We start from the raw sequence: 21,970 nt of genomic DNA, 5'->3' as shown, positions 1-21,970 counted from the left end.
GACGGCCCACTCCCGGCTGTACTAAAAAACAGGCGGCGACGGGTATATATACCACCAGAGCCTCTGCGCGAGGGCGGGGCCCTCGGGACAAAGTGTCTCGAAGTTGTTACTTGTCAAGTTCCTGCTTTTTCGGGGCTTTTGCCAGCTCCGGCGGCTGTTTTTCTTTCCAGTCATCCAGCAGGGACATAATCTGTTCTTTCATTTTGGCGGGAGTGACCTCCTTGCCAAAATACTTTTCCAGTTCCGCAGTAGAAATAATCACGCCTCGATCCTCCTTTTTCTGTTCTGATAAGATACCGTCAATGACATCGCCATTGAGTTTGCCTTCCTTATCCAGCTCCCGGAGCCGTTTAGCCTGGGCCAGTGAGGGCGATGCCTGCTCCCCGTCAATGGAAACAGCGATAAGCCTCTGATTTTTCGGTTTGATGTAGGACAGCTCCACGGCAGGCATGAAGCCCATCTTTTTATCGTCTACCTTGTCCAGAAGCTCCGGCACAAGGGAGTTGAGCCGCAAGTAGCGCATGACCTTTTTATAGTTCATTTCATGCGCCTCGCCCACAATCTCAACCGAGCGTTTCCCGACATCGCCTTCCGCAACGCCTTTCAGCCGCCCGCCCTGGTGCTTGATGTCCTCCACTTCCAGCTCCAGCAGGGCGGCCAGTTCGCTGGGGAGCGTCTGATCCCTCTGCTTGTTGCTGTCCTTCATGGCCTGAACCGCTTCGTGGTCGGTCATTTCACGGACGATAAAGGGCATTTCATCCAACCCGGCCAGTTCACTGCCGTGGGTACGGCGATGACCCGCTACAATTTCATAGCCGTTTCCATCTTTCTCCGGGCGGGCAAGACCGGGAACCATTACACCATTTACGCGGATAGAAGCAACGATTTCCTGCATCTTCGCATCGTCCCGTACCTTAAAGGGGTGCGGACGGAATGTGTGAAACGGATGAACCTCGGAAAGTTTCAGATAAACCAGCTTGCCTTCCTCAACCGGGCGGGGCGGTGTAGTCGGCTCGGGAGCTGTCTGTTCCGCAACAGTCTCCTTCGGTGCCGTATCTTGTGCGGGCTTAATGGGCTCCTTGGCATCCGGAGCCTTTCCATCACTTCGGGACACTTTGTCTCGTTTGGACGGCTTGGGCTTGTCAGGGGCCGCCTTATCCGCCTTGGGTGGGCGGCCCTTGCGGGCCCCAGCCGATTTCTCCGCTTTCTGATTTTCAGTCGCAGCCTTTTCCGCTTTCGGCGGACGGCCACGGCGCGGCTTTTTCGGTTCCTCCGTATTGGCGGGCTGCGGTGTTTCTCCGGGGGCTGCCGCCTCTGGCGTTTCGGGGGTTTCCGCCTTTTCGACTTCGGCGCGGGCATTCTGCCTCTTTTCCGCCATAAGCTCATTGATTTTGTCAAAGGACACAACCACATCGCCGGACTCAGGTATGGCAGGCCCGGTCTGTTCCTGCCGGGGCTCAGACGCTGCGGCCTGTTCGGGTGTGGTGATAGGCCCGGCGGCCTCCGGGGAAGTATTCTCCGCAGGGCCTGTGTTCAGTTTTTCATCGGCCATTTACGATCCTCCTTTTCGTTAAAGTTGCACAAATTTGAACGCTAAAATTTTGTAGTTATTTTTGTGCCTCCTTTCCGTCTATCCACGCAAAAAAGCCGCCCGTTTTTCATGCCGGACGGCTTTTTGCGTAATGTGATAGATCAAATATTATTTTTTCTGATTTGTAGGCTCCGAAAAGCCTTGTATTTACAGTGTTCCTAATAGGAAGTAATCATATGTTGGTTAAATTTTAAGTGAGCAGAAATCTTACAATTCTGTAAGACTTCTGCTCGTTTTTTGAAAGTGAAATGAAAGATTGCCCTGATACAATTTGGATGTAAGATGAAAAGGAGGCAACACATGAGTGTGATATTAGAAACCAAGCAGCTTTGTAAGTTTTATGGCGCAGGTGAGAATCAGGTCAAAGCGGTCAATCAGGTGGACATTCAGATTGAGCGGGGAGAATTTGTCGCAATTGTTGGAAAGTCAGGTTCCGGTAAAAGTACATTACTTCATATGCTTGGAGGGCTTGATACCCCGACAAAAGGCAGTGTTACTTTAGCAGGGAAAGATTTATACAGGATGAAAGAAGATGCTCTTGCTGTTTTCCGCAGAAGAAAAATCGGATTTGTTTTTCAGGCATTTAATCTGGTTTCATCTGTTAATGTATGGGAAAATATTGTACTGCCACTGGGGCTGGATGGAAGAAAAGTGGATGAAGCGTATGTAAATGATATTATTGCAACTCTGGGGATTGAAAAGAGGATTTACAATCTGCCAAATCAGTTATCCGGAGGACAGCAGCAGAGAGTAGCGATTGCAAGAGCACTGGTGAATCGTCCGGAAATTATATTTGCAGATGAGCCGACAGGCAATCTTGATTCTAAGACCAGTGATGAGGTGATTGCACTGCTTAAAATGACAGCAAAAAAATATGGTCAGACGATTGTAATGATTACCCATGATGACGAAATCGCACAGGTCGCTGATCGCATTCTGGTGATTGAGGATGGACAGGTGGTGGATTTCAGATGAAGACAATAAGCAGGATTGCACATAGCAATGACAAAAAGAACAAGACAAGAAGTATACTGATCATGATGTCCATATGTCTGACCACGATGCTGCTTGTTATCATCAGTACTGTGGGAAATGGGGTAATTCATTTACAGAAAAGTCAGGCGGCAGGCTCATATGGAAGCAATTATGGTCTGTTTGTTTCCGCAGACGGATCGCAGTTAAAAGAAGTAAACCGCCGTGCGGAAATAGATGCTACAGGCACTATGTGCACCGAAGGTGTCATAAAAGGCAATGAAAAAGGCGGGTTTGTCTGCATGGATGAGACTGTAAAAAAAATGCTTCCCTATAATAAAGAATATGAGTTAAAGGAAGGAAAGTATCCGGAAAAAATGCAGGAAATTGCCGCAGGAAGAGCATTTTTCCGTGCAATGGGGTATGGTGATGTAAAAGTCGGGGATACGGTGACATTGGATTACCGCGCAGGGATGCAGTCAGAATATAAGCCGGAAGAATTTGTTGTCAGTGGAATCCTATATGATCGGGATGAGTATACCATCGAGGCATCTTATGTTGCTTTCGGGTCACAGGAGTTTTATGATGAGCACGTCGCAGAGAATGACAGACAGTATAATATTTATTTTACTTTAAATGATTCTGCAAATGTATCTATGAATAATATTGATTCGGTTATAAAGCAGTTTGCAGCAGCCTGTGGGATCGAAGAAAAAAACGTTATAGTCAATGATCTCTATTTGCAATGGGTCTTGCAGCCGAGTTATGAAATGATTGTGGTTTGTGGAACCCTGATCCTCGGAATCGTGCTGTTTTCCGTTGGGGTCATTTATAATATCTTCCAGGTCGGGATCGCCCAGAAGGTTCAGGAGTACGGAAAAATCAAGGCGCTGGGTGCAACCAGAAAGCAGATGAAGCAGTTGATCTTTCGTGAGGGCATTCTTCTGGCGGTTCCTTCGATACCGCTGGGGCTGCTGTTTGGCTTTCTGATTGCAAAATGCGGTTTTAACTGGCTGGTAGAACAGGGGAACCTTGTATCAACCGGAACTGGCTCTATGGGAGTTCAAAATCAGCAGGTGCCTCTGTTTTCCCTGCCTGTTATGTTTCTCTGTATTTTCGTATCATTTCTTACCGTTGCTTTGGCACTGCGTAAACCAATGAAAATTGTTTCATGGATTTCACCTATCGAAGCAACACGGTATTTAGAAAATGCAGAAACACAAAAAAAAGGAAAACGAAATGGCAGAAAAAATGTCACCGTGTTTTCTATGGCAATGGCAAATGTAACGGGTAATCCCAAAAGAACTATTGGTACTATCCTCACAATGGGTTTTTCTTGCGTATTGTTTGTGATTATCTCTAATTATGTGGGAAATATTGACACGGAGCATGAAGCACGTCTTTCCGTTAATCATGGACAATTTGAACTGCAGCTTGACTATTCTGCTGAGTATGATGAAAGATATCCGGAGAATAATCTGGATACGATTCTGACGGATGATCCATTGAATGATTCGCTGATTGAAGAAATCAAAAGCATTCCGGGAGTGACAGATGTCATGACGAGAGAGATAGTCTCTGTAAATCTGAACGGAACAAGATTTCCGGCTGATATTGTGAGTAAAAATGATTTTGATTTTATGCGCCAGGACGGGGATATTGGCTCTATGGACTATGATCAGGCGGTAAAGAATGGTGATATTTTCTTTGGCTGGTCAACGTGGATGGAACAAGATGGATATGCTCCGGGTGAATCCATTGTATTTGACTTTGAGAATGGAAGTGAAACCTATACCTATCAGGGAAAGATTGCAGGATCCTTTGTAAGCGCGGACACTTATCTTGTCATTCCAGAAGGTGTATACCGTTCCATGAATCCGAGAGGAACAGCCTATGGCTATCTGTGGGTGGACTGTGACAAAAAAGATGTGGCATCTGTGGAGCAAAATCTGAATACATTGATTTCTAATACTTCGCATATAAAAATGGGTACTTATCATGCGCAGTTACAATCTGCAGAATTCTCAGCTCGCACGATGAAGCTTGGCTGTTATCTGTTTATGGCGGTTGTAGGATTCATCGGTTTTATGAATATGGCAAACACCATGATCATGAATATTACGACAAAAAAGCAGGAATATGGTGTATTACAGGCTGTGGGTATGACAAATAAACAATTAAATTTATGTCTGCAGTTACAGGGACTGATTTTTACGGTTGGCACCATATGTGTAGCACTTGTCGTTGGTCTGCCACTTGGCTACGTGCTCTTTGCCTATGCAAAGCATAATGGAATATTTGGAATGAATATCTATCATGTTCCAATCGTACCAATTTTTATTATGATTTTTTTGGTCGGTCTGTTGCAGATTGTGCTTTCCCTCGTTTTAAGCAGTAATCTGAAAAAGGAAACGTTGGTTGAAAGAATAAGGTATCAGGGATAGCAAGTAACCAGGCTGTCACTCGGACAATGAGTGACAGCTTTGTTTGCGAGTATACGTCAAAAGATTCTGTGCCCTTGTATTTTCCCTTATCAGAGTTCGTAAACTTATATGGGAATATATAACACAAGGGAAAAAATAAGGGAAAGCTCACCTGCGACAAATCCAGTGTTTTCAAGGGTTTGCGGAGAATTTAATAAGAAAATATAACAGTTATTAAATCTCTTAAAACAGGTGAAATCTCAATCGGAATTTGATGAGGTGATAATATGAGCAAAAGTAAGAAGTTGACAAATACTGGAAGTTATAAACATCTTTGCAAATATATCATATCTATCAACTGTACACCGCCCTCATAAATTGGGTGGTCATAATTGTCAGTAAAGAAATGGGGAATCTTGTGAGAACGAACAAACCCACATTTTTCATAAAATGGTATCGTCAATGGACTGTCACCTGTTCCAACTTGCAAAACAGAATATTCATCTGCATATTTACTGGCAAGAAAATCAATTAGTGCTTTGCCATAGCCCTTTCCCTGATTTTCCGGATCGACTGCGATATTCTTGATTTCAAGTATTCCATTACCTTCATCGGTAACAACACATTCTGCTTTTTCATCATTGTCTTCAAGCACATACATAGTACCTTTTTCAAGATAGCGCTCAACCATGCTCTCCTGTTCATCAGCTAATAACAATAATGATATAAATTGCTTTTTATTTTCGTTCACTTCTCGGATTTTCATATCCATTACTCCGTCAAATTGGAATTGATCGTGCTCTGTCTTTCGCTAATGCAACTCCATTTTACTGTGCAAACATAAGTTATGCCCGTCTCAAGATTCGCTTTATATCATCCAGATTTTCAACAAAAAAGATTCCCTCCTGTCGCTCGTTAGAAGATAATCCTTTTTCAATCATATGATTTAGAAGTGCTTTCAAATCATCGTAGTAACCGTTCAGGTTGTAGAGAATGCAGGGTGCCTCCAGATGTTTCAAAGACACCTTCGACATTACCTCTGCAATTTCCTCCAATGTTCCCGTGCCGCCCGGGAAGGCAATAAAGGCTTCTCCTAACTCAATCATTTTGTTTTTTCTCTCAGACATATCCTTAGTCACAATCAGTTTTGTCAGTCCATCATGTTGAAACTCATTTTCAATAAAAAAATTCGGCTCAACACCCGTAACATCACCGCCTGCCTTCAATACACTGTCTGCCAATGCTCCCATTAAACCACCTTTAGAACCGCCGTAAACAAGTGCATTTCCACTGTTTCCAATCCATGCCCCCAATTCCTCAACTGCTTTTCGTAAGCATGGGTCATTTCCTTCATTTGCCCCAAGATAAACCGTTATATTCATTAAAAATTTCCTCCTACAACTTCCGATTTTGGGATTATTTCTTAAACAGCTCAGAATGTGAACCAAGGCGATAAAGCATCAAAAGAAGAACTTCTCCACGAATCTCATAAATAAGCAGCCGGTCTGGTTCGATGTGACATTCACGCGTGCCTTTATAGTTGCCTGTAAGATCATGATCTCTGTATTTTGCTTCCAGCATACCGCCATTCGCCAGAATATCGATTACCTCAAACAGCTTATCAAGATTTTTATTTTGCTTTTTGGCAAGCTTCAAATCCTTTTTAAACTGATTGGTAAACTAAATGTCGTATTTCATACATCGAGAGCTGCCTTAAGCGCATCCATACTGGAATAATGCGGAGTAGAAGGATCCTTCATCATTTTTCTGCCTTCCTCAATGGCAGCGGCTGTGGTATCATTTGGTACTTCCAGTTTTAATTCAAAAGGAATACCATGCTCACGGATAGCGGTTCTCAGGAATATATTTACAGCAGTTGTCATATTCAGACCAAGCTCATTGAAGATTTCCTCCGCCTGATCCTTGATTGCCTTGTCTGTACGAATATTTAAATTAGTTGTTGCCATACAGAACACCTCCATTCAAGTATAGTATATGCAGAAATTCGGGTGATATCAACACAATGTCATTATACAAGCTGCGAATTTTCTGTTAAAATGCATCAAAGTCCTTCTGCGTAGCAATCTGCGAATAGACTTTGTACTCATCATTGCTGCTTTCCGCGTACATGTCGTTCACCATTCCGATTGTGAGTAAGTCAAGATCCCGGATGGAGATGCCGAGCTGTACGCAGCGAAGCAGAAACAATGGTGTGGTCATCGGGCGGTCAGTTGCGTGAAGTTTTTTTAGACTCCATATCCGTCTGGACATTCAGGTCACACGCGATACCAAACACTATAACCTTCAAATGATCATTGCCGTAGGCTTCAAGGTCAATTCCGAGCGTGCCGTACAGTTTTGTAAATGGGTAAACCAGATCGCCAAGGACTACACCATCAAAGGCTGGGTGATGGATGATGAACGGCTGAAACGAGGAACCTATCTGACAGAGAAGTATTTCGACGAGCAGTTAGAGCGTATTCCATGTTCCATTCCTCCTATCCTATACACTGATTTTTCTATCCTTATTTAAGATACATATTAAAAAAGCTGTTCAGCTTTTCAAAAGGAATGACATCTAAATTGTCATAAAGATCAACATGGTTCGCTCCCGGAATGATAAGCAGCTCTTTATTATCTCCGGTCATTTTTTCATAAGCTCCCTCACTGAAGTAACGGGAATGCGCTTTTTCTCCATGTACCAGTAGAACCGCAGACCGAATTTCAGCGGCATACTGCAAAATTGGCATATTCATAAAGGACAGAGGAGAGGTCACATTCCATCCGTTGTTGGAATTAAGAGAACGAGGATGATAACCACGCTCGGTTTTATAGTAAGCATAATAATCTTTTACAAACTGTGGGGCATTGTCCGGCAAAGGATCGATGACACCGCCTGCAAGGGCATAACTGCCATTTTTATAATCCTCAGTACGCTGGGTATTCATTGCCAGTTTTTTGGCGAAACGAGCCTCGGGTGTGTTTTCATTGTCAAAATAACTGTTGGCATTTACACGGGTCATATCGTACATGGTCATTGCCGCAGTTGCTTTGATACGGGTGTCCTGTGCAGCAGCGTTGATTGCCATACCGCCCCAGCCGCAGATACCGATGATACCAATTCTGTCTGTGTCAACATTCTCCTGTACGGACAAAAAATCCACAGCCGCACAGAAATCTTCCGTATTGATGTCCGGAGAAGCCACATAACGAGGACTACCACCGCTTTCGCCTGTAAAGGACGGGTCAAAAGCAACGGTCAAAAATCCGTACTCTGCCATTTTTTGAGCATATAGACCGGAGGATTGCTCCTTGACCGCACCGAACGGACCGCTGACGGCAATAGCGGGAAGCTTGCCCACCACACTTTTTGGCGTGTACATATCCGCCGCCAGTGTGATGCCGTAGCGGTTATGGAAAGTCACTTTTTTGTGATCCACCTGGTCGCTTTTCGGGAACACCTTGTCCCATTCTTGTGTTAAATTTAATTTTTCCATGATGGTAATATCTCCTTAGTTCTCGTCTAAAATTTCAATTTTATCAAGCCAGTCTGTAACTGCTGTTAATGCTTCATCCTGCGAATTTTGTGCCACAGAACCTCTTATTTCTAATCCATCCAAAACATCTGCACCTGTGCAGATTTCAGCAATGCTGCTGTCGGTGGAAGAAAGACCACTGCCTTCGTGGGTACAGAACGGAATGATTGTCTTTCCCGAAAAATCATAACTCTCAAGAAATGTGTAGACTGCCATCGGCATGTCGCTCCACCAAATCGGGTAACCGAGAAAGATAACATCATAATCTTCCATGCTTTCCACGGTAGCTGACAGTTCGGGACGAGCATCTTCTTCCTGCTCCTGCCTTGCGGTTTCTGTACAAGCTTCGTATTCATCGGGATATGGCACAACGGTGCTGATTTCGAATAGGTCAGCATCGACCTGTTCTGCAATCATATCTGCTATTATGTGAGTGTTTCCTTTTTCAATATGCCCGACACCATAATTTTCACCAGTGCGGGAAAAGTATGCTACTAGAACTTTCATAGTCTCTGTATCTCCATTCTCATCTTGTTGTGTGCTGCTACTTTCTTCTTTTGCGGCATTACTTTCTTCTGAAACGGTATACCCGGTAGTTTCTGTTGTTTCGGCATTTTGACTGCTATTGCAGGCAGATAAGGCAAAACACATGAAAAGTATGAGTAACAACGATATAACTTTTTTCATAATCCATGTTAGCCATTGCAATCTTTCTGTATAACTGCTATACTAATGATAAAACCTAAACCTAACTTTAGGTCAAGAGGTTTGCAAAATAAATTTGTTAACTTTTTGTGGAGGCATACATGTATACGATTGGACAGGTTTCGGAAATGTTTGGACTTCCGATTTCAACTTTGCGCTATTATGACAAGCAGGGGCTTTTTCCGGGAATGGAAAGAATTTCCGGCATCCGTAAATTCAGTGAGAAAGAGATTGAAACATTACGTGTAATTGAGTGCCTGAAACGCTCCGGTCTGGAAATCAAGGATATTAAACAGTTTATGGACTGGTGTGTGGAGGGAGCAGCTACTTATCCTCAACGAAAAGAACTGTTTGAGAAGCAAAAGAAAACAGTGGAAGCTGAAATTGAACATTTAAGTCGTGTGTTGGATATGATTAAATTCAAGCGCTGGTATTATGAACAAGCCATGCAGGATGGCAACGAAGATCGGGTACATAGTATGATACCGGATAAGTTGCCGGAGGATATTCAAAAGATGTACGATCACGCACATAAAGAATAAAGAAATGCTGCATATTTGCCCTTTAGAGACAAATATACGGCATTAGTAGTATTCAAATGGAATGAAGGTTTAGTTTGTGGGTATAGAAAAAGCACCGTCCAAATAAACCTTGAACGATGCTCTGATAGTTAGCGGATTGTTGCTCAATCTTCTATCTCTTTATATTTTGTTTTATTGCAGTGGTCACTGCATCTATATTGAATGGCTTTGAAATGTGTCCGTTCATTCCAGAATCCAAGGATGCCTGTACATCTTCCTTGAAAGCATTTGCAGATTGTGCGATGATTGGAATTTTCGCAGCGTCTGGGCGCTCCTTGCTCATTGCACGAATTGCCCTTGCTGCCTGATGCCCATTCATTTTAGGCATCAGGACATCCATTAGAATCACATCCTATGTGTCTGCTGGATTGTTGGCAAAACAAGCAACTGCGTCCTGTCCGTCTACTGCACGAGTTACATGCATACCTGCTTCTTCGAGCAGCGTGATTGCCAATTCCGCATTCAGCTCATTATCTTCTGCGAGAAGAACCTTTACTCCATTAAGGCTGACATCCTGTATCAGATTCAGCTCAGGTATTTGTTTTGGGTCTGCAAGTTCCATAGGAATTTCTACTGTAAAAGACGAACCACACCCTTTCTTGCTGTGAACCGTAATTGTACCGTCCATCAGTTCTACATATTGCTTGGAAATTGCCATTCCAAGCCCCGTTCCGGCATAATGTGTTCGTGCGCCGTTATCCTCCTGTGAAAAGGGTTCAAACAGCCTTTTCTGAAATCCTTCACTCATACCAATGCCATTGTCTTTTACCGCATAACTGCTTACAATATGCCGTTCGTCTATGCCCGGTTTGATACTAATTTCAAAAGTAATCGTTCCGCCATCTTTTGTGAACTTGACCGAATTACTCAGAAGATTCGTCAATATCTCACGAATTTTTGTTGCATCCGTCAGAACATAAAGTTCTTTGGGGATGCTGCGATGTATCTCAAATGTTAAATCCCGATTCAGTAGGAGTCCATCCACGATAGCAATCACATTATCTATTAGGACAGGCAAATTCTCCGGCTCAGGTGAGAAGCTTACCTTTCCGTTCTCGATACGGCTAAGATCCAGTACATTATTCAATAACAACAGCAGATGCTCTGAACTTATTTTTACCTTTTGCAGACTATCGTGAATTTCAGATACATTTGTCTGGTTCAGTGCAATGTCCGTAAATCCGATAATAGCATTCATAGGTGATCGAATATCATGTGACATGTTAAGTAAGAAGGATGATTTTGCTCTGTTTGCGGTCTCTGCTTTTTCCGCAGCCTCGCGCAACAAAAGCGTCTGTTCAATTTCATTTTCTCTTTTTCTTTTGTAGCCGATAAAGCAGACAGCACAAAGCAAAAACAGCACACATCCTGCCATAGCTCCAACATAAACGGATGCTCTTCTTGTTCGCTTTACCAGCCCATTCACAGACTGCATATCCATTTCAATGCATAAAGCACCAACTATTTCATCCGAATCACCCGTTAAATCGCCCGTTATAGGATAACAGGCTGTGAAAATAGGACCCCATGTCGTATCAACAATGTTCTGCGAATACACCGTTTCTCCTGAAAGAGCCTTGTTAATATACGGAATCATTTCATCCTCAATATAGTCTCCCGGATGTCTGACATCTCCTGCGTTGGGATCCAGACCGTCCACCACATAGATCAGCCTGTTTTCTTCATTTCGGGTGGCGGTGTATAAATATCTGGTTGAATTCAGCGTTCGAATTTCATTTAGAAACGAGGAAATCTCGTGATACATTTCTGTATTTTCATCAGATTGATGGCGGAGCGTGGCAAATTCTTCTCTTCCGATTTTTTTATTTACCAATTTATGAATTGCATCTGCATTTTCCATATCACGTTTGAGTTCCGTTTCAAGGGCGATATCTGTATACGATTTTTGCAGAATATATGTATATGCTGATGCCAACAATGTGATTGAAAGCGTCAAAATTGCAAATAAACCTATGGAAAACTTGGTAAATCTCTGCTTTAACTCTTGGATGTCTTTGACTGACTTCTTGTCTGCTTGTGTTTTCATTCAATTTGACTCCACTTTTTATTTCATAGAAATATGTGGAAGGGGCTGATGTAAATACCGCATCTGCAGAGCGTGCATTTTTCCATCAGCTGATTCGCTTTTCAGATTTATCCTTTAATTGTTTCCTTATCCGTTCGGATGTTCAGATTTGTTGCTGACATACGCACAACCTCCACATGGCTTACAGTATACTCACATACTCGTGTCACGTCAATATAGTGTCATTATATGAGCTGTGAACTTTCTGTGAAAAGGCATCCATGTCAGATTGCGTAGCCATCTGCGAATAGCCTTTATATTCATCAGAAGGGTGATCCCTCTGGGATGGGGATTTATCCGTGGATATGCGGCTTTGCGGTATGAGAAGGTTTATTTTTTTGTTTGGGGTTTCAAACTTTTATGTGACAAACATAACTGTCTGTGTTATTATAAAAATGATATAAGCGAAAATGACTTTTGCGGAAACGAAAGTATCTTTATATTTTTTTATCCGTATACTTCCCATGATGGGGATAAATACTTGCAAAGTTGATTACTAATATTTTTTCATTATTACAGGTACAATAAGAACATGTAATAGCGGAAATGAGGTATAGTTACTTGCAGGTAGAGAAGTATATTGCGGATAAAATAACATCTTTATGTGAAAAGCGTGATATCAGTAAATACAGATTATCGCAGCTGTCGGGAATTTCCCAGTCGTCACTGGGAAGGATCATGGCGCAGGAAAACCTGCCGTCGCTGATCACACTTGAAAAAATATGTGCAGCTTTGGGCGTGACATTATCGCAGTTTTTTCAGGAAGGTAATTCAGAGAATCTGACAGAAAAACAGAAAGAAGTTCTAGGGATATGGAACGATCTGAATGCAAATGAGCAGGAAACAGTAATGTCAATGCTTCGTGGACTTCGGAAGTAGAAGAACAGTTCGAGTATATATATCGGCTGTTCTTTTTTTGTTTTCAGGCGTTAAAACGGTAATGTTTTTCTTGTGTACAGTAGAGCGCTATAGTATAATAAAACCAGTTTTTTGCATAAGTTTAAAAGCTATAATAAGGAAATCGGCAAACCAGATGAAAGTCTGGGACGCAAAACTACAGGGCCTGTAAAATGGCAGCCAGTTGCATAAAATGAGGTGCACTGTCTGTCTGACAGTGCTTTTTTGTGGTGTTATTTCATAGACGTAACAATAATGACTTTATATAGGAAAGAATGAGGAAAATGAAAGTATGAAAAAGGCAAAACGTTGTCTGATAGCGGTGGTGTCAGGTGTACTTGTAGCAGCTGCTGTCTTGTCTGGATGTGGACAGTCAAAGAAAGAAGTATCTAAAAATGATGATCATCTTACCGTTTATCTGTGGGAAAATCGTTTGATGAAAAATATTGCACCCTATATCCATGAACAGTTTCCTGATCAGGATATCGAATTTATTATTGGTAACAATGATACCGATTTATACAGTTATTTTAAAGAACATGATGAATTACCGGATATCATAACAGTACGTCGATTTTCTGGAACAGATGCACAGGACTTACAGCCTTATCTTATGGATTTTGCTTCTTATGATGTTGTTTCTAAGTATTATTCCTATGCGGTGCAATATTATAAGAATGAGGAGGATGAAATCCAGTGGCTGCCAATCTGTGGTATTCCGCAGACGATCATTGCCAACAAAACACTGTTTGATCAGTATGGCATAAAGATTCCAGAAAATTATGAGGAATATGTACAGGCCTGTCAGCAGTTTTATGATAATGGCATAAAACCGTATTCCATGGATCTTGGTGAAGACTGGTCTAATAATGAAATCATCCAGGCAGCGGCAATCGGTGAGTTTACAAGCCTGGATGGTATTGAATGGCGAAACGGTGCAGAGACTGCAGCGGATGAAGTAAAGTTTGATGATACATTATGGAAACGTATTTTTTCAGAAACCAGTCAGTTTCTTAAGGACTCGCATTTTGGCAAAGAAGATATCAATATTGACATCAATACAGGAACCCAGATGTTTGTCGAGGGAAAATCAGCAATGTTTCATGGACATCCGACGGTTATGCAGCAGCTGCAGAAACAGATGGATGCGGAGCTGATCCGTATTCCTTACTTTTCACAGACATCGGATGAATCCTATGTGTATATGACTCCGTCATTAAACATTGCATTTAACAAAAACCTGGAAAAAGACCGGGAGAAACTGGATACTGCACTGGATGTGCTGGATTGTATGATTTCAGAAGAGGGGCAAAAGCTGATTGCGGATGGAAGCGGTGTTATTTCATTGAATACAGATGTTCCAACCATGATGCAGGATGTACCTGGACTGGAAGAGGAAATTAAAAATAATGCTGTTTATATCCGATATTCCGCTCAAAAATCATTTGATGCAAGTCTTGAGGCTGTTCACGGATTACTGTCAGGGGAAATGGATGAAACACAGGCTTATGATACTTTGCGCAGTGTAATGAATCGTAAAGTTCCGGAAGAAAAAGCAACGGTGAATTTTGAAAATGAATATTCCATTTCACTGAACGATAGAAATGGCCGTGATTCAGCATCTTCCATTTTAACTACGATCAGAGAAGAAAATGATGCACAGCTGGCTCTGGCACCATATTATTATTTCACTTCTTCTATGTATAAAGGAGAATGCACCAATAGCCGGGTTGGCATGATGACAGCAAAGAGTTCAGATACAGCATTATATTTTACAAAAATTAGTGGTAAACAGGTTTGTGAACTCGTGGAAAATTATTTCGCCGATGCGGATGAGAATTTTTATGTAACCAATAAATACGAATTACCAATTGCATCCGGTATGAAAATTATCGTCAATCAAGCGGAAAGTGGATTTTCATTAAAGGACTTGACAGTTAATGATAAGAAAATAGACAAAGAAAAGGAATACTCTATTCTTCTTACAGACACCACAATGTCTGTTTTGAAAAAAATAAATCCGAAATGTGAGATTGAGCAGCTTAAAGATACAACATTATCAAGTGCATGGATCGAAGCAATGTCAAAAGGACAGCAGCCGTCAGCACCGGAAGATTATATAGAGGTTGAACAGTAAAAGTGGAGATAGAACAAACGGTAAATAAAAGAAAAAAAATAACAAGGCTGTTGCTTATACTACTTATTATTCTTTTAAGCGTAGTTTGTATAAAGTATCTTATAAGTAAGTCTAGCAAGTATATCAGTGAAAATGGAAAAAGCAGTATGGGAGCTGTTGTTGAGCAGATGCAGCAGACCTATGATCTTCAAGTGAGTGGGTACTACAGCCAGCTGCAGTTGGTTAAGGAATTTTTACTTCATGAGAGGGAGCTGTCTCTTGAAACGGATATGAACAAAAGTTTCTTTGAAGCATGGGAAAAAGAATCGGAAAGTACACTTATATTCCTTCGGGAAAATGGTCAGGCAATATCAGCAGGTGGAACAAAAATGCGGATTGATATGCCAAGTAAATTTCTGCTGGACTTAAAGAATGGATACAATATTGGAAAACTGGTGCGTGTTGATTATGATCAGAAGAAAAAAGACGGTTATCTGGTTGCGATTCCATGTCAGGAATATACTATCAATGGGGAAATTTATACGGCAATTGGAAGCGTGTATGATCATTCGAAACTGGATTCCATGTTAAAACTGAAAGGTTATGACGGGAAAGCATATTTGTTCATTCTGGATAATGACGGAAATATTACGTATACGAACCAGAGTGGTGATAAATACCTGCGTAATTATTCCCTGTTAAAACATTTAAAAGGAGAACAGGCTATTACAGAAGAAGAGGCTGATTTGTTCAAAAAGAAGTTTAATAACAGAGAATCCGGAGTTGCACTTTTGGGAAAACAGAACCCCTATTATCTGGGGTATTGCCCGATAGAAAGCAACAACACCATTTTGGTATGTATTGTGGAAAGGGGAGTTGTTGACAATGTGCTGAGGGATTACCAGAAAACGGTGTTGTTTACAACAATACTCATGGCAGGTTATATATTTTTACTTTTTGCCGGATTATTCTACAGTATTTCCAGACTTAGTCTTGCAGATCAAAAAGCAGAATATGAAAAAAGAAATAATGAACTTCATTTACAAACAATGAAGGAAATGGAAGTAGTCAATCAAAAACTGAAAAAGGCAAAGAACGTTGCAACAGAGGCTTTGCAGACAGCTGAAAATGCAAATAAGGCGAAAACGGATTTCCTGTCTAATATGTCACATGATATTCGTACACCTATGAATGCAATCATTGGTATCACATCTTTGATCAGACATGATGCAGGTAATAAAGCAAAAGTTATAGAGTATGCAGAAAAAATAGACATTTCATCACAGCACCTGTTAGGAATTATCAATGATGTTCTGGATATGAGCAAGATTGAGGCAGGAAAAACAGTCTTCAAGTATTCTGACTTTTCTATTCTGGATCTTGTACAGGAACTTGACACTATATTTCATACTCAAATATATGAAAAGCAGCAGACCCTTACAATCATAAAAGAAAATATTCAGCATGAGTGGGTGAATGCGGATCAGGTTCACCTGATGCAGATTTTCAGCAACCTGCTTTCCAATGCAGTGAAGTATACCCAGGAAGGTGGGGGAATTCAGTTCTTTGTAGAAGAATGTGAGACAAAGTCATCTGTCTATGCAAAGTACCGTTTCTTAGTTAGCGATAATGGTATGGGAATGTCGGCAGATTTCAAGGATACAATTTTTGATGCGTTTACCCGTGCGGAAAGTTCCCTTACAAATAAAATACAGGGAACCGGACTTGGAATGGCGATTACTAAGAATCTGGTTGAGGCAATGGGAGGTACCATTGATGTGGAGAGTGAATTGGGACAGGGAAGCTGTTTTGAGGTTCTCTTGGATCTGAAAATTGCAGAGGATAGAACGGTTGCTCTGGCGGCACAAGAAGAAACAGATGAGCAGGATGGAAATATTCTGCAGGGAATGAAATTCCTGTGTGCAGAGGATAATGAGTTGAACGCGGAGATCCTGATAGAACTGTTAAAGATTGAAGGTGCGGAATGTACCATTTGTGAAAATGGCGAAGAGATTTTGGAAGCATTTGAACAGTCTGCTCCAGGTGATTATGACATGATTCTGATGGATGTGCAGATGCCTGTTATGAATGGTTATGATGCAACGAAGGCAATCCGCAGAAGCTCCCATGAAGTAGCAAAGAAAATTCCAATCATTGCAATGTCTGCCAATGCATTCTCGGAGGACGTTCAGCATTCTCTGGCAGCTGGTATGAATGCACATATTTCAAAACCGGTTGAGATGAAGGTGCTGGAAAAGACGATCAGAAGCATAAAATCTGGTGGGGGGGGGGTACCGAACCGCAGGTCACTGAACAGTAACAAATGGATTTGATGCGGCAGTGCAATTTTATTAAACCAGGAGGTTGACAAGGAGATTTAATATGATTTCGAGAGCAAAGAAATATGTGGCAGTGTTACTGGCTTTTGTATGCGTGTGTATGATATTTTCTCCCCAGACCGCATATGCAGCCGAGGACAGTTCGCAGCATGAAACTGTCAAAGTCGGTTTCTTTGCCATGGATGGTTATCATGTGATGGATGAAGAAGGCAACCGCAGCGGGTATGGCTATGATTTTCTTCGGCTGATGGCCCGTTATTGGGATGTAGATTACGAATATGTCGGATATGATAAGAGCTGGGATGATATGCAGCAGATGCTTGAAGATGGCGAGATTGACATGGTAACATCTGCCCGCAAAACACCGGACAGAGAAGAAAAGTTTGATTTTTCACGTCCAATCGGAACCAATTATGGGATGCTGACCGTCCGCAGTGACAACAGCACGATTGTGGACGGCAATTACAGCACTTACAACGGTATGCGTGTGGCGCTTTTGAACGGAAACACCCGGAATGAAGAGTTTGCGGATTTTGCAGACAACAAAGGATTTACATATGTTCCATCTTATTTTGATACGACCACAGAAATGGATGAAGCCCTTCAGAGCGAAAAAGTTGATGCGATTGTTACCAGTTCTCTGAGAAAAACAAACAATGAGCGAATCGTGGAGAAATTTGGCAGCAGCGATTTCTATGTCATTGTTAAAAAGGGCAATACAGAATTGCTGAATGAGATCAATTATGCGATCGATCAGATGAATGCGGTTGAGGGTGACTGGAAAACGACGCTTTACAATAAAAATTATGAAAGCATAGAAACTAAGAATCTGGAATATACGGAGAAAGAAAAAAGTATTATTTCACAGTATTCCAAGGACAACCCGCTTCATGTTCTGTGTGATCCGACCCGTTATCCATATTCTTATAATGAAAATGGTGAGATGAAGGGTATTATCCCGGATTACTTCCGGAAAATTGCAGACTATGCCGGGATTTCCTATGAGTTTCTTACACCTGTCACCAGAGATGAGTATATTGCTTATCAGAAAAATAAGGAAACCACAGATATGAGCATCGATGCACGCCTGGAAACAGATAACTATGCTGAGACGAAAAAATGGGGGATTACTGCACCTTTCATTACGATGCAGCTGGCAAGGGTGACACGGCGTGACTTTGATGGGAAAATTAATGTTGTTACTACTGTTGACCAGACAGTATCAAATTCAATTGAAGATGCAATGGCACCCGGTGCAGAAAAACTGATGTGCAGTACCCGACAGGAAATGATGGAAGCTGTCCGTAAGGGTAAAGCAGATGCTGCCTTCGTCTACTATTACATGGCACAGGCGTTTGTGAACAGTGACACTACAGGCACCATGACATATACTCTGCTGGAACAGCCTACATTCACCTACCGCATGGTAATTTCATCAACTGAGAACCATGCGCTGGCTGGTATTCTGACGAAAGCAATGTATGCCATGCCCCAAAATCTTGTTGAAGATCTTGCAGCACAGTATACCACATACAAAGCAACAGAGCTGACATTTGTTGACTGGATCCGTCTGCATCCTGTTGTTACTGTTTTGGTTCTTCTTATTTTTGGATGGCTGCTGACTGCTATGGCTGTGACAATGGTGCGTCTCAGTGCAAGAAAAAAAGCTCAGAAGGCGGCCCAGGAGAAAGCTGAGGAAATGGCGGAACTGGCAGAGCAGGCACAGGCTGCAAACAAGGCAAAAACAGCATTTCTGTCACATATGTCCCATGATATGAGGACACCGATGAATGCAATCATAGGATTTACCGGTATTGCAATGAAAAATAATCCGTCAGACGAAGTGAAAAATTGTCTGGAAAAGATTGACGAAAGCTCAGAGCATTTACTGTCGCTGATCAATGATATATTAGATCTGACCCGCATCGAAAGTGGAAAAGTGAATTACAATCCGGTACCGGCGGATGTGAAAAACATTACAGATTCTGCATTGGATATTACAAAAGGTTTTCTTACGAACAGGGATATCAACTTTAAGATTCGGCGTGAAGAAGCAAAGATTCCAAATGTGCTTGCGGATCCTGCACGCCTGCGTGATGTGCTGGTCAATATTCTGAGCAATGCCGTAAAATTCACTCCGGATGGAGGGACGATTACATTTGAAGCCCGGTGTCAGGAAAAGGGCGGGGATGGATATATAAATATGCGTTATCGCATTTCGGATACTGGTATTGGCATGAGTGAGGAATTTACAAAAGAAGTTTTTGAGGAATTTGCGCAGGAAGATTCCGATGTGAGAACGCAGTACCATGGAGTTGGACTGGGGATGGCTATCGTAAAGAAGTATGTAGATATGATGGGTGGAACTATTTCCGTGCAGAGTAAAAAGCATGAGGGAACCACATTTACTGTGGATATTCCTTTGGAAATTACAGATAAGGAATGTAATAAGTCAGACACAGGTTTTTCTGAAAAGGTAAATCTTACAGGTGTGAATGTCCTTCTTGTAGAGGATAATGAACTGAATGCAGAGATTGCTACCGTGCAGTTGGAAGAGTTCGGGATGAATGTAGAAAGAGCTGTGGATGGAAAGAATGCTGTTGAGATTTTCAGAAATCATCCGGAAGGCACATTTGATGTAATCCTGATGGATATCATGATGCATGAAATGAATGGTTATGAAGCAGCAAAAGCAATCAGGGCAATGAATGACAGACCGGATGGAAAAAACATTCCTATTATAGCAATGACAGCTAATTCATTTGCAGAAGATGTTCAGGCATCACTGGATGCAGGAATGAACGCACATTTGTCAAAGCCGATTGTGATTGATGAAGTTATAAAAACGATTTTAAGGTATGTATATAATTGATTCGCAGAGGTTCATGAATTAGTGGAATACAATTGACAGGAGGACTAAAATATGACAATGCAAGAGTGTTACGAAGCTATTGGAGGAAACTATGAAGCTGTCTTGGGACGCCTTCACAGCGAAGCACTGATTCGGAGATTTGCATTAAAGTTCCTTGAAGATCAGAGTTATATACAGTTAAAACAGGCATTGGAAAATAAAAATTATGAAGATGCTTTCCGCGGTGCACACACACTGAAAGGGGTGTGTCAGAATCTTTCTTTTGACCGTCTGTATGAGGTTAGTCATGAGTTGATAGAACTTTTGAGAGATGGAACCGGAGAGCAGCCGGGGATATCGGAAGCAATGGAAAAAGTAACAGAAGTATATGAGATGACAATTGAAGAAATAAAGAAGGGGCTGTAGTATTAAGTAATGCGACATGACTTTCTGCCTTGAATCAAGTGCTTGGAACATCATAAAAATGAGTGGATAAAGGAAACAAAATGTCGATTCACCAATAATTGGCCAAAGCGAACGTGGGAAAACTCCACCGCTCCCAGCGCATGGCCGATTCGCTTCGGTGCTTCCGGCTCTGCTTCCATCTCCGGCTCATCCAGCAGCTCATATACCCGCTCCATGGAGGCCAGCGCCGATTGCAGAGAGTTTGTCATATAGGAAAGCTCTGTGATCGGTTCGCTGGACATGTTCATGTACTGGAAAAAGGCCTGGAACGTGCCGGGGGTCAGGCTGCCTTTCATAAGCATCCCACCGCCGAGGATCGCAATCCATGTGTCTGCCCTCCACGGCAATGTTGATCTTGTCGGCGGTGATGGTAGGGATCAGCAAAGCGCCTGCCGCATTCGCCAGCGTGACAAGTAGGATGAATACACACTTGCCGCGATAGGGGTTGAGAAATGGCAACAGATTTTTGAAAGATGAATCACGCTTTCCACAGACTATGGAGGTTGCAATAAGCGTAGACCGCTTCGACTTCATCGCCCTCGCAGAGAGCGAAGCAGACCTCCGGATTTTCGCCGGGATGCAGTTCCTTGCGCTGATTGCCTTGCTTGGTCTGGAGAGATACCCATTCGATGTAGTGCTCCGGCAGCATAGGATGCTCCAAGGAGCCGACCTTGACATGGACGATGCCGTTTTCTACCGTCCAGACGGGAACATGCTTCTCCACGGCGGCGTCGGTGGTGCCGGGAACGATCTCGCTCATCGGCTCGCCGCAGCAGATGACGGGAACGCCCGTGTCCTTGACCTTGGCAATGATGTTACCGCAATGCTTGCAAATGTAAAACTTCTGCTCCATGATGATTCTCCTTTTCTTTCTTTAATAATTTTCCGCGTGGATCTCAAAATAGCTCTGGGGATGATTGCAGGCAGGGCAGACTTCCGGCGCTTTCTCACCGATCACAATGTGGCCGCAGTTGCGGCACTCCCATACCTTGACCTCACTCTTTGCAAAGACCTCCGCCATCTCCACATTGTGCAGCAGGGCACGGTAGCGCTCCTCATGGTGCTTTTCAATAGCGGCAACCAGACGGAAGCGCTGCGCCAGTTCATGAAAGCCTTCTTCATCGGCGGTTTTGGCAAAGCCGTCGTACATATCCGTCCACTCGTAGTTCTCGCCCTCAGCGGCAGAGAGAAGATTTTCAGAGGTATCGCCAATGCCGTTCAGTTCTTTGAACCACAGCTTAGCATGTTCCTTTTCGTTGTCAGCGGTTTTAAGGAACAACGCCGCGATCTGCTCATGGGTCATGTGTATCGTGTCGGAGTCAGTACGTTCCGCTTCGGCAAGGAGAAACTCTGCCAGCCGCCGATCCAATCCCTTGAACATGATCTGCTGCATCGCCCACATCACATC

The 21,970-nt window shown here is 42.6% G+C and carries 20 protein-coding genes, 2 pseudogenes and 1 riboswitch; of the genes and pseudogenes, 9 read left to right on the top strand and 13 right to left on the bottom strand.

Translation table 11 applies throughout. From position 1 onward, the window contains the following. Positions 1 to 106: 106 nt before the first annotated feature. The gene (locus DW931_RS04125; protein ID WP_117461868.1) at positions 107 to 1,552 is read right to left on the bottom strand and encodes a ParB/RepB/Spo0J family partition protein; all 1,446 of its coding nucleotides are present in this window, start codon (positions 1,550 to 1,552) and stop codon (positions 107 to 109) included. 339 nt (positions 1,553 to 1,891) lie between these two features. On the opposite strand from DW931_RS04125, the gene DW931_RS04120 reads away from it, so the two are divergent. Both DW931_RS04120 and DW931_RS04115 read left to right on the top strand, forming a co-directional pair. After that, positions 1,892 to 2,566, top strand: a complete 675-nt coding sequence (locus DW931_RS04120) for an ABC transporter ATP-binding protein (RefSeq protein ID WP_107001136.1) — start codon at positions 1,892 to 1,894, stop codon at positions 2,564 to 2,566. Continuing rightward, positions 2,563 to 5,007 (top strand): FtsX-like permease family protein, encoded by a 2,445-nt coding sequence (locus tag DW931_RS04115; protein WP_118467153.1) that lies wholly within the window; start codon positions 2,563 to 2,565, stop codon positions 5,005 to 5,007. Before DW931_RS04120 ends, DW931_RS04115 begins: the two co-directional genes overlap by 4 nt. A 301-nt stretch (positions 5,008 to 5,308) precedes the next feature. Here DW931_RS04115 and DW931_RS04110 read toward each other — a convergent pair whose 3' ends face one another. The 5 genes and pseudogenes from DW931_RS04110 to DW931_RS15860 form a co-directional block, all read right to left on the bottom strand. Next, positions 5,309 to 5,752 carry a GNAT family N-acetyltransferase gene (locus DW931_RS04110; RefSeq protein WP_118467155.1) on the bottom strand — a complete coding sequence of 148 codons (444 nt, stop codon included), beginning with the start codon at positions 5,750 to 5,752 and terminating at the stop codon, positions 5,309 to 5,311. Positions 5,753 to 5,831: 79 nt separating this feature from the next. Beyond that, positions 5,832 to 6,368, bottom strand: a complete 537-nt coding sequence (locus tag DW931_RS04105) for a TIGR00730 family Rossman fold protein (protein ID WP_107001131.1) — start codon at positions 6,366 to 6,368, stop codon at positions 5,832 to 5,834. A gap of 34 nt (positions 6,369 to 6,402) precedes the next feature. Next, a pseudogene (locus DW931_RS04100) lies at positions 6,403 to 6,684 on the bottom strand (type II toxin-antitoxin system YafQ family toxin). Continuing rightward, on the bottom strand, positions 6,681 to 6,953 hold the full coding sequence (locus DW931_RS04095) for a type II toxin-antitoxin system RelB/DinJ family antitoxin (protein WP_118467157.1): 273 nt from the start codon (positions 6,951 to 6,953) through the stop codon (positions 6,681 to 6,683). The pseudogene DW931_RS04100 and the gene DW931_RS04095 overlap by 4 nt, the downstream one beginning before the upstream one ends. Before the next feature lie 85 nt (positions 6,954 to 7,038). Further along, complete coding sequence (locus tag DW931_RS15860) at positions 7,039 to 7,206, bottom strand: hypothetical protein (protein ID WP_207664438.1); 168 nt, start codon at positions 7,204 to 7,206, stop codon at positions 7,039 to 7,041. A 55-nt stretch (positions 7,207 to 7,261) separates the two neighbouring features. Between DW931_RS15860 and rhuM the strand changes: the two are divergent. Continuing rightward, positions 7,262 to 7,465: pseudogene (gene rhuM / locus DW931_RS04090) on the top strand (RhuM family protein); the annotation flags it as partial. Between the two features lie 46 nt (positions 7,466 to 7,511). Here the strand turns inward: rhuM and DW931_RS04085 are convergent. Both DW931_RS04085 and DW931_RS04080 read right to left on the bottom strand, forming a co-directional pair. Next, positions 7,512 to 8,483 carry an alpha/beta hydrolase gene (locus tag DW931_RS04085; RefSeq protein WP_118482143.1) on the bottom strand — a complete coding sequence of 324 codons (972 nt, stop codon included), beginning with the start codon at positions 8,481 to 8,483 and terminating at the stop codon, positions 7,512 to 7,514. A 15-nt stretch (positions 8,484 to 8,498) separates the two neighbouring features. Next, a complete protein-coding gene (locus tag DW931_RS04080; protein ID WP_118467160.1) occupies positions 8,499 to 9,209 on the bottom strand; it encodes a flavodoxin in 711 nt (236 codons plus the stop codon). A gap of 119 nt (positions 9,210 to 9,328) precedes the next feature. Between DW931_RS04080 and DW931_RS04075 the strand changes: the two genes are divergently transcribed. Further along, positions 9,329 to 9,769: a MerR family transcriptional regulator gene (locus DW931_RS04075; protein ID WP_118467162.1), complete on the top strand. Its 441-nt coding sequence runs from the start codon at positions 9,329 to 9,331 to the stop codon at positions 9,767 to 9,769. Positions 9,770 to 9,920: 151 nt separating this feature from the next. Here the strand turns inward: DW931_RS04075 and DW931_RS16185 are convergent, their stop codons facing one another. Both DW931_RS16185 and DW931_RS04070 read right to left on the bottom strand, forming a co-directional pair. Continuing rightward, positions 9,921 to 10,148 carry a response regulator gene (locus DW931_RS16185; protein ID WP_227589577.1) on the bottom strand — a complete coding sequence of 76 codons (228 nt, stop codon included), beginning with the start codon at positions 10,146 to 10,148 and terminating at the stop codon, positions 9,921 to 9,923. Positions 10,149 to 10,160: 12 nt separating this feature from the next. Beyond that, the gene (locus tag DW931_RS04070; RefSeq protein ID WP_243015292.1) at positions 10,161 to 11,855 is read right to left on the bottom strand and encodes an ATP-binding protein; all 1,695 of its coding nucleotides are present in this window, start codon (positions 11,853 to 11,855) and stop codon (positions 10,161 to 10,163) included. A gap of 585 nt (positions 11,856 to 12,440) precedes the next feature. Between DW931_RS04070 and DW931_RS04065 the strand changes: the two genes are divergently transcribed. From DW931_RS04065 to DW931_RS04045, 5 genes are all read left to right on the top strand, one after another. Beyond that, positions 12,441 to 12,773, top strand: a complete 333-nt coding sequence (locus tag DW931_RS04065; protein ID WP_181986209.1) for a helix-turn-helix transcriptional regulator — start codon at positions 12,441 to 12,443, stop codon at positions 12,771 to 12,773. 134 nt (positions 12,774 to 12,907) lie between these two features. Further along, positions 12,908 to 12,983: riboswitch (cyclic di-GMP riboswitch) on the top strand. A gap of 100 nt (positions 12,984 to 13,083) precedes the next feature. Continuing rightward, positions 13,084 to 14,928, top strand: a complete 1,845-nt coding sequence (locus DW931_RS04060; RefSeq protein ID WP_118467164.1) for an ABC transporter substrate-binding protein — start codon at positions 13,084 to 13,086, stop codon at positions 14,926 to 14,928. 146 nt (positions 14,929 to 15,074) lie between these two features. After that, on the top strand, positions 15,075 to 17,240 hold the full coding sequence (locus tag DW931_RS04055; protein WP_243015293.1) for an ATP-binding protein: 2,166 nt from the start codon (positions 15,075 to 15,077) through the stop codon (positions 17,238 to 17,240). Between the two features lie 49 nt (positions 17,241 to 17,289). Continuing rightward, positions 17,290 to 20,118 carry a transporter substrate-binding domain-containing protein gene (locus DW931_RS04050; RefSeq protein WP_118467166.1) on the top strand — a complete coding sequence of 943 codons (2,829 nt, stop codon included), beginning with the start codon at positions 17,290 to 17,292 and terminating at the stop codon, positions 20,116 to 20,118. 51 nt (positions 20,119 to 20,169) lie between these two features. Beyond that, entirely contained in the window at positions 20,170 to 20,523 is a 354-nt protein-coding gene (locus DW931_RS04045; protein WP_118467168.1) for an Hpt domain-containing protein, read from the top strand. Between the two features lie 50 nt (positions 20,524 to 20,573). On the opposite strand, the gene DW931_RS04040 is transcribed toward DW931_RS04045, so the two are convergent. From DW931_RS04040 to DW931_RS04030, 3 genes are all read right to left on the bottom strand, one after another. Continuing rightward, positions 20,574 to 20,858 (bottom strand): ABC transporter ATP-binding protein, encoded by a 285-nt coding sequence (locus DW931_RS04040; protein ID WP_147352785.1) that lies wholly within the window; start codon positions 20,856 to 20,858, stop codon positions 20,574 to 20,576. Between the two features lie 182 nt (positions 20,859 to 21,040). Next, complete coding sequence (locus DW931_RS04035; RefSeq protein WP_117795958.1) at positions 21,041 to 21,415, bottom strand: desulfoferrodoxin family protein; 375 nt, start codon at positions 21,413 to 21,415, stop codon at positions 21,041 to 21,043. Positions 21,416 to 21,436: 21 nt separating this feature from the next. Further along, entirely contained in the window at positions 21,437 to 21,964 is a 528-nt protein-coding gene (locus tag DW931_RS04030; RefSeq protein WP_279220878.1) for a rubredoxin-like domain-containing protein, read from the bottom strand. Between the last annotated feature and the right edge of the window lie 6 nt (positions 21,965 to 21,970).

Source organism: Clostridium sp. AM43-3BH, from assembly GCF_003479985.1.
Taxonomy (GTDB): Bacteria; Bacillota; Clostridia; order Lachnospirales; family Lachnospiraceae; genus Otoolea; species Otoolea fessa.
The sequence above is the reverse complement of the archived record's forward strand: the minus strand, read 5'-3'. Positions and strand labels throughout refer to the sequence as shown.

Coding starts and splice junctions, on each gene's coding strand:
- DW931_RS04115 (WP_118467153.1), top strand. CDS start 2,563: ATGAAGACAATAAGCAGGATTGCACATAGCAATGACAAAAAGAACAAG.
- DW931_RS15860 (WP_207664438.1), bottom strand. CDS start 7,206: ATGACCACACCATTGTTTCTGCTTCGCTGCGTACAGCTCGGCATCTCC.
- DW931_RS04125 (WP_117461868.1), bottom strand. CDS start 1,552: ATGGCCGATGAAAAACTGAACACAGGCCCTGCGGAGAATACTTCCCCG.
- DW931_RS04070 (WP_243015292.1), bottom strand. CDS start 11,855: ATGAAAACACAAGCAGACAAGAAGTCAGTCAAAGACATCCAAGAGTTA.
- DW931_RS04045 (WP_118467168.1), top strand. CDS start 20,170: ATGACAATGCAAGAGTGTTACGAAGCTATTGGAGGAAACTATGAAGCT.
- DW931_RS04040 (WP_147352785.1), bottom strand. CDS start 20,858: ATGAAAGGCAGCCTGACCCCCGGCACGTTCCAGGCCTTTTTCCAGTAC.
- DW931_RS04085 (WP_118482143.1), bottom strand. CDS start 8,483: ATGGAAAAATTAAATTTAACACAAGAATGGGACAAGGTGTTCCCGAAA.
- DW931_RS04065 (WP_181986209.1), top strand. CDS start 12,441: ATGAGGTATAGTTACTTGCAGGTAGAGAAGTATATTGCGGATAAAATA.
- DW931_RS04105 (WP_107001131.1), bottom strand. CDS start 6,368: ATGAATATAACGGTTTATCTTGGGGCAAATGAAGGAAATGACCCATGC.
- DW931_RS04080 (WP_118467160.1), bottom strand. CDS start 9,209: ATGAAAAAAGTTATATCGTTGTTACTCATACTTTTCATGTGTTTTGCC.
- DW931_RS04050 (WP_118467166.1), top strand. CDS start 17,290: ATGATTTCGAGAGCAAAGAAATATGTGGCAGTGTTACTGGCTTTTGTA.
- DW931_RS04055 (WP_243015293.1), top strand. CDS start 15,075: ATGGGAGCTGTTGTTGAGCAGATGCAGCAGACCTATGATCTTCAAGTG.
- DW931_RS04075 (WP_118467162.1), top strand. CDS start 9,329: ATGTATACGATTGGACAGGTTTCGGAAATGTTTGGACTTCCGATTTCA.
- DW931_RS04095 (WP_118467157.1), bottom strand. CDS start 6,953: ATGGCAACAACTAATTTAAATATTCGTACAGACAAGGCAATCAAGGAT.
- DW931_RS04035 (WP_117795958.1), bottom strand. CDS start 21,415: ATGGAGCAGAAGTTTTACATTTGCAAGCATTGCGGTAACATCATTGCC.
- DW931_RS04030 (WP_279220878.1), bottom strand. CDS start 21,964: ATGTGGGCGATGCAGCAGATCATGTTCAAGGGATTGGATCGGCGGCTG.
- DW931_RS04110 (WP_118467155.1), bottom strand. CDS start 5,752: ATGAAAATCCGAGAAGTGAACGAAAATAAAAAGCAATTTATATCATTA.
- DW931_RS04120 (WP_107001136.1), top strand. CDS start 1,892: ATGAGTGTGATATTAGAAACCAAGCAGCTTTGTAAGTTTTATGGCGCA.
- DW931_RS16185 (WP_227589577.1), bottom strand. CDS start 10,148: ATGGATGTCCTGATGCCTAAAATGAATGGGCATCAGGCAGCAAGGGCA.
- DW931_RS04060 (WP_118467164.1), top strand. CDS start 13,084: ATGAAAAAGGCAAAACGTTGTCTGATAGCGGTGGTGTCAGGTGTACTT.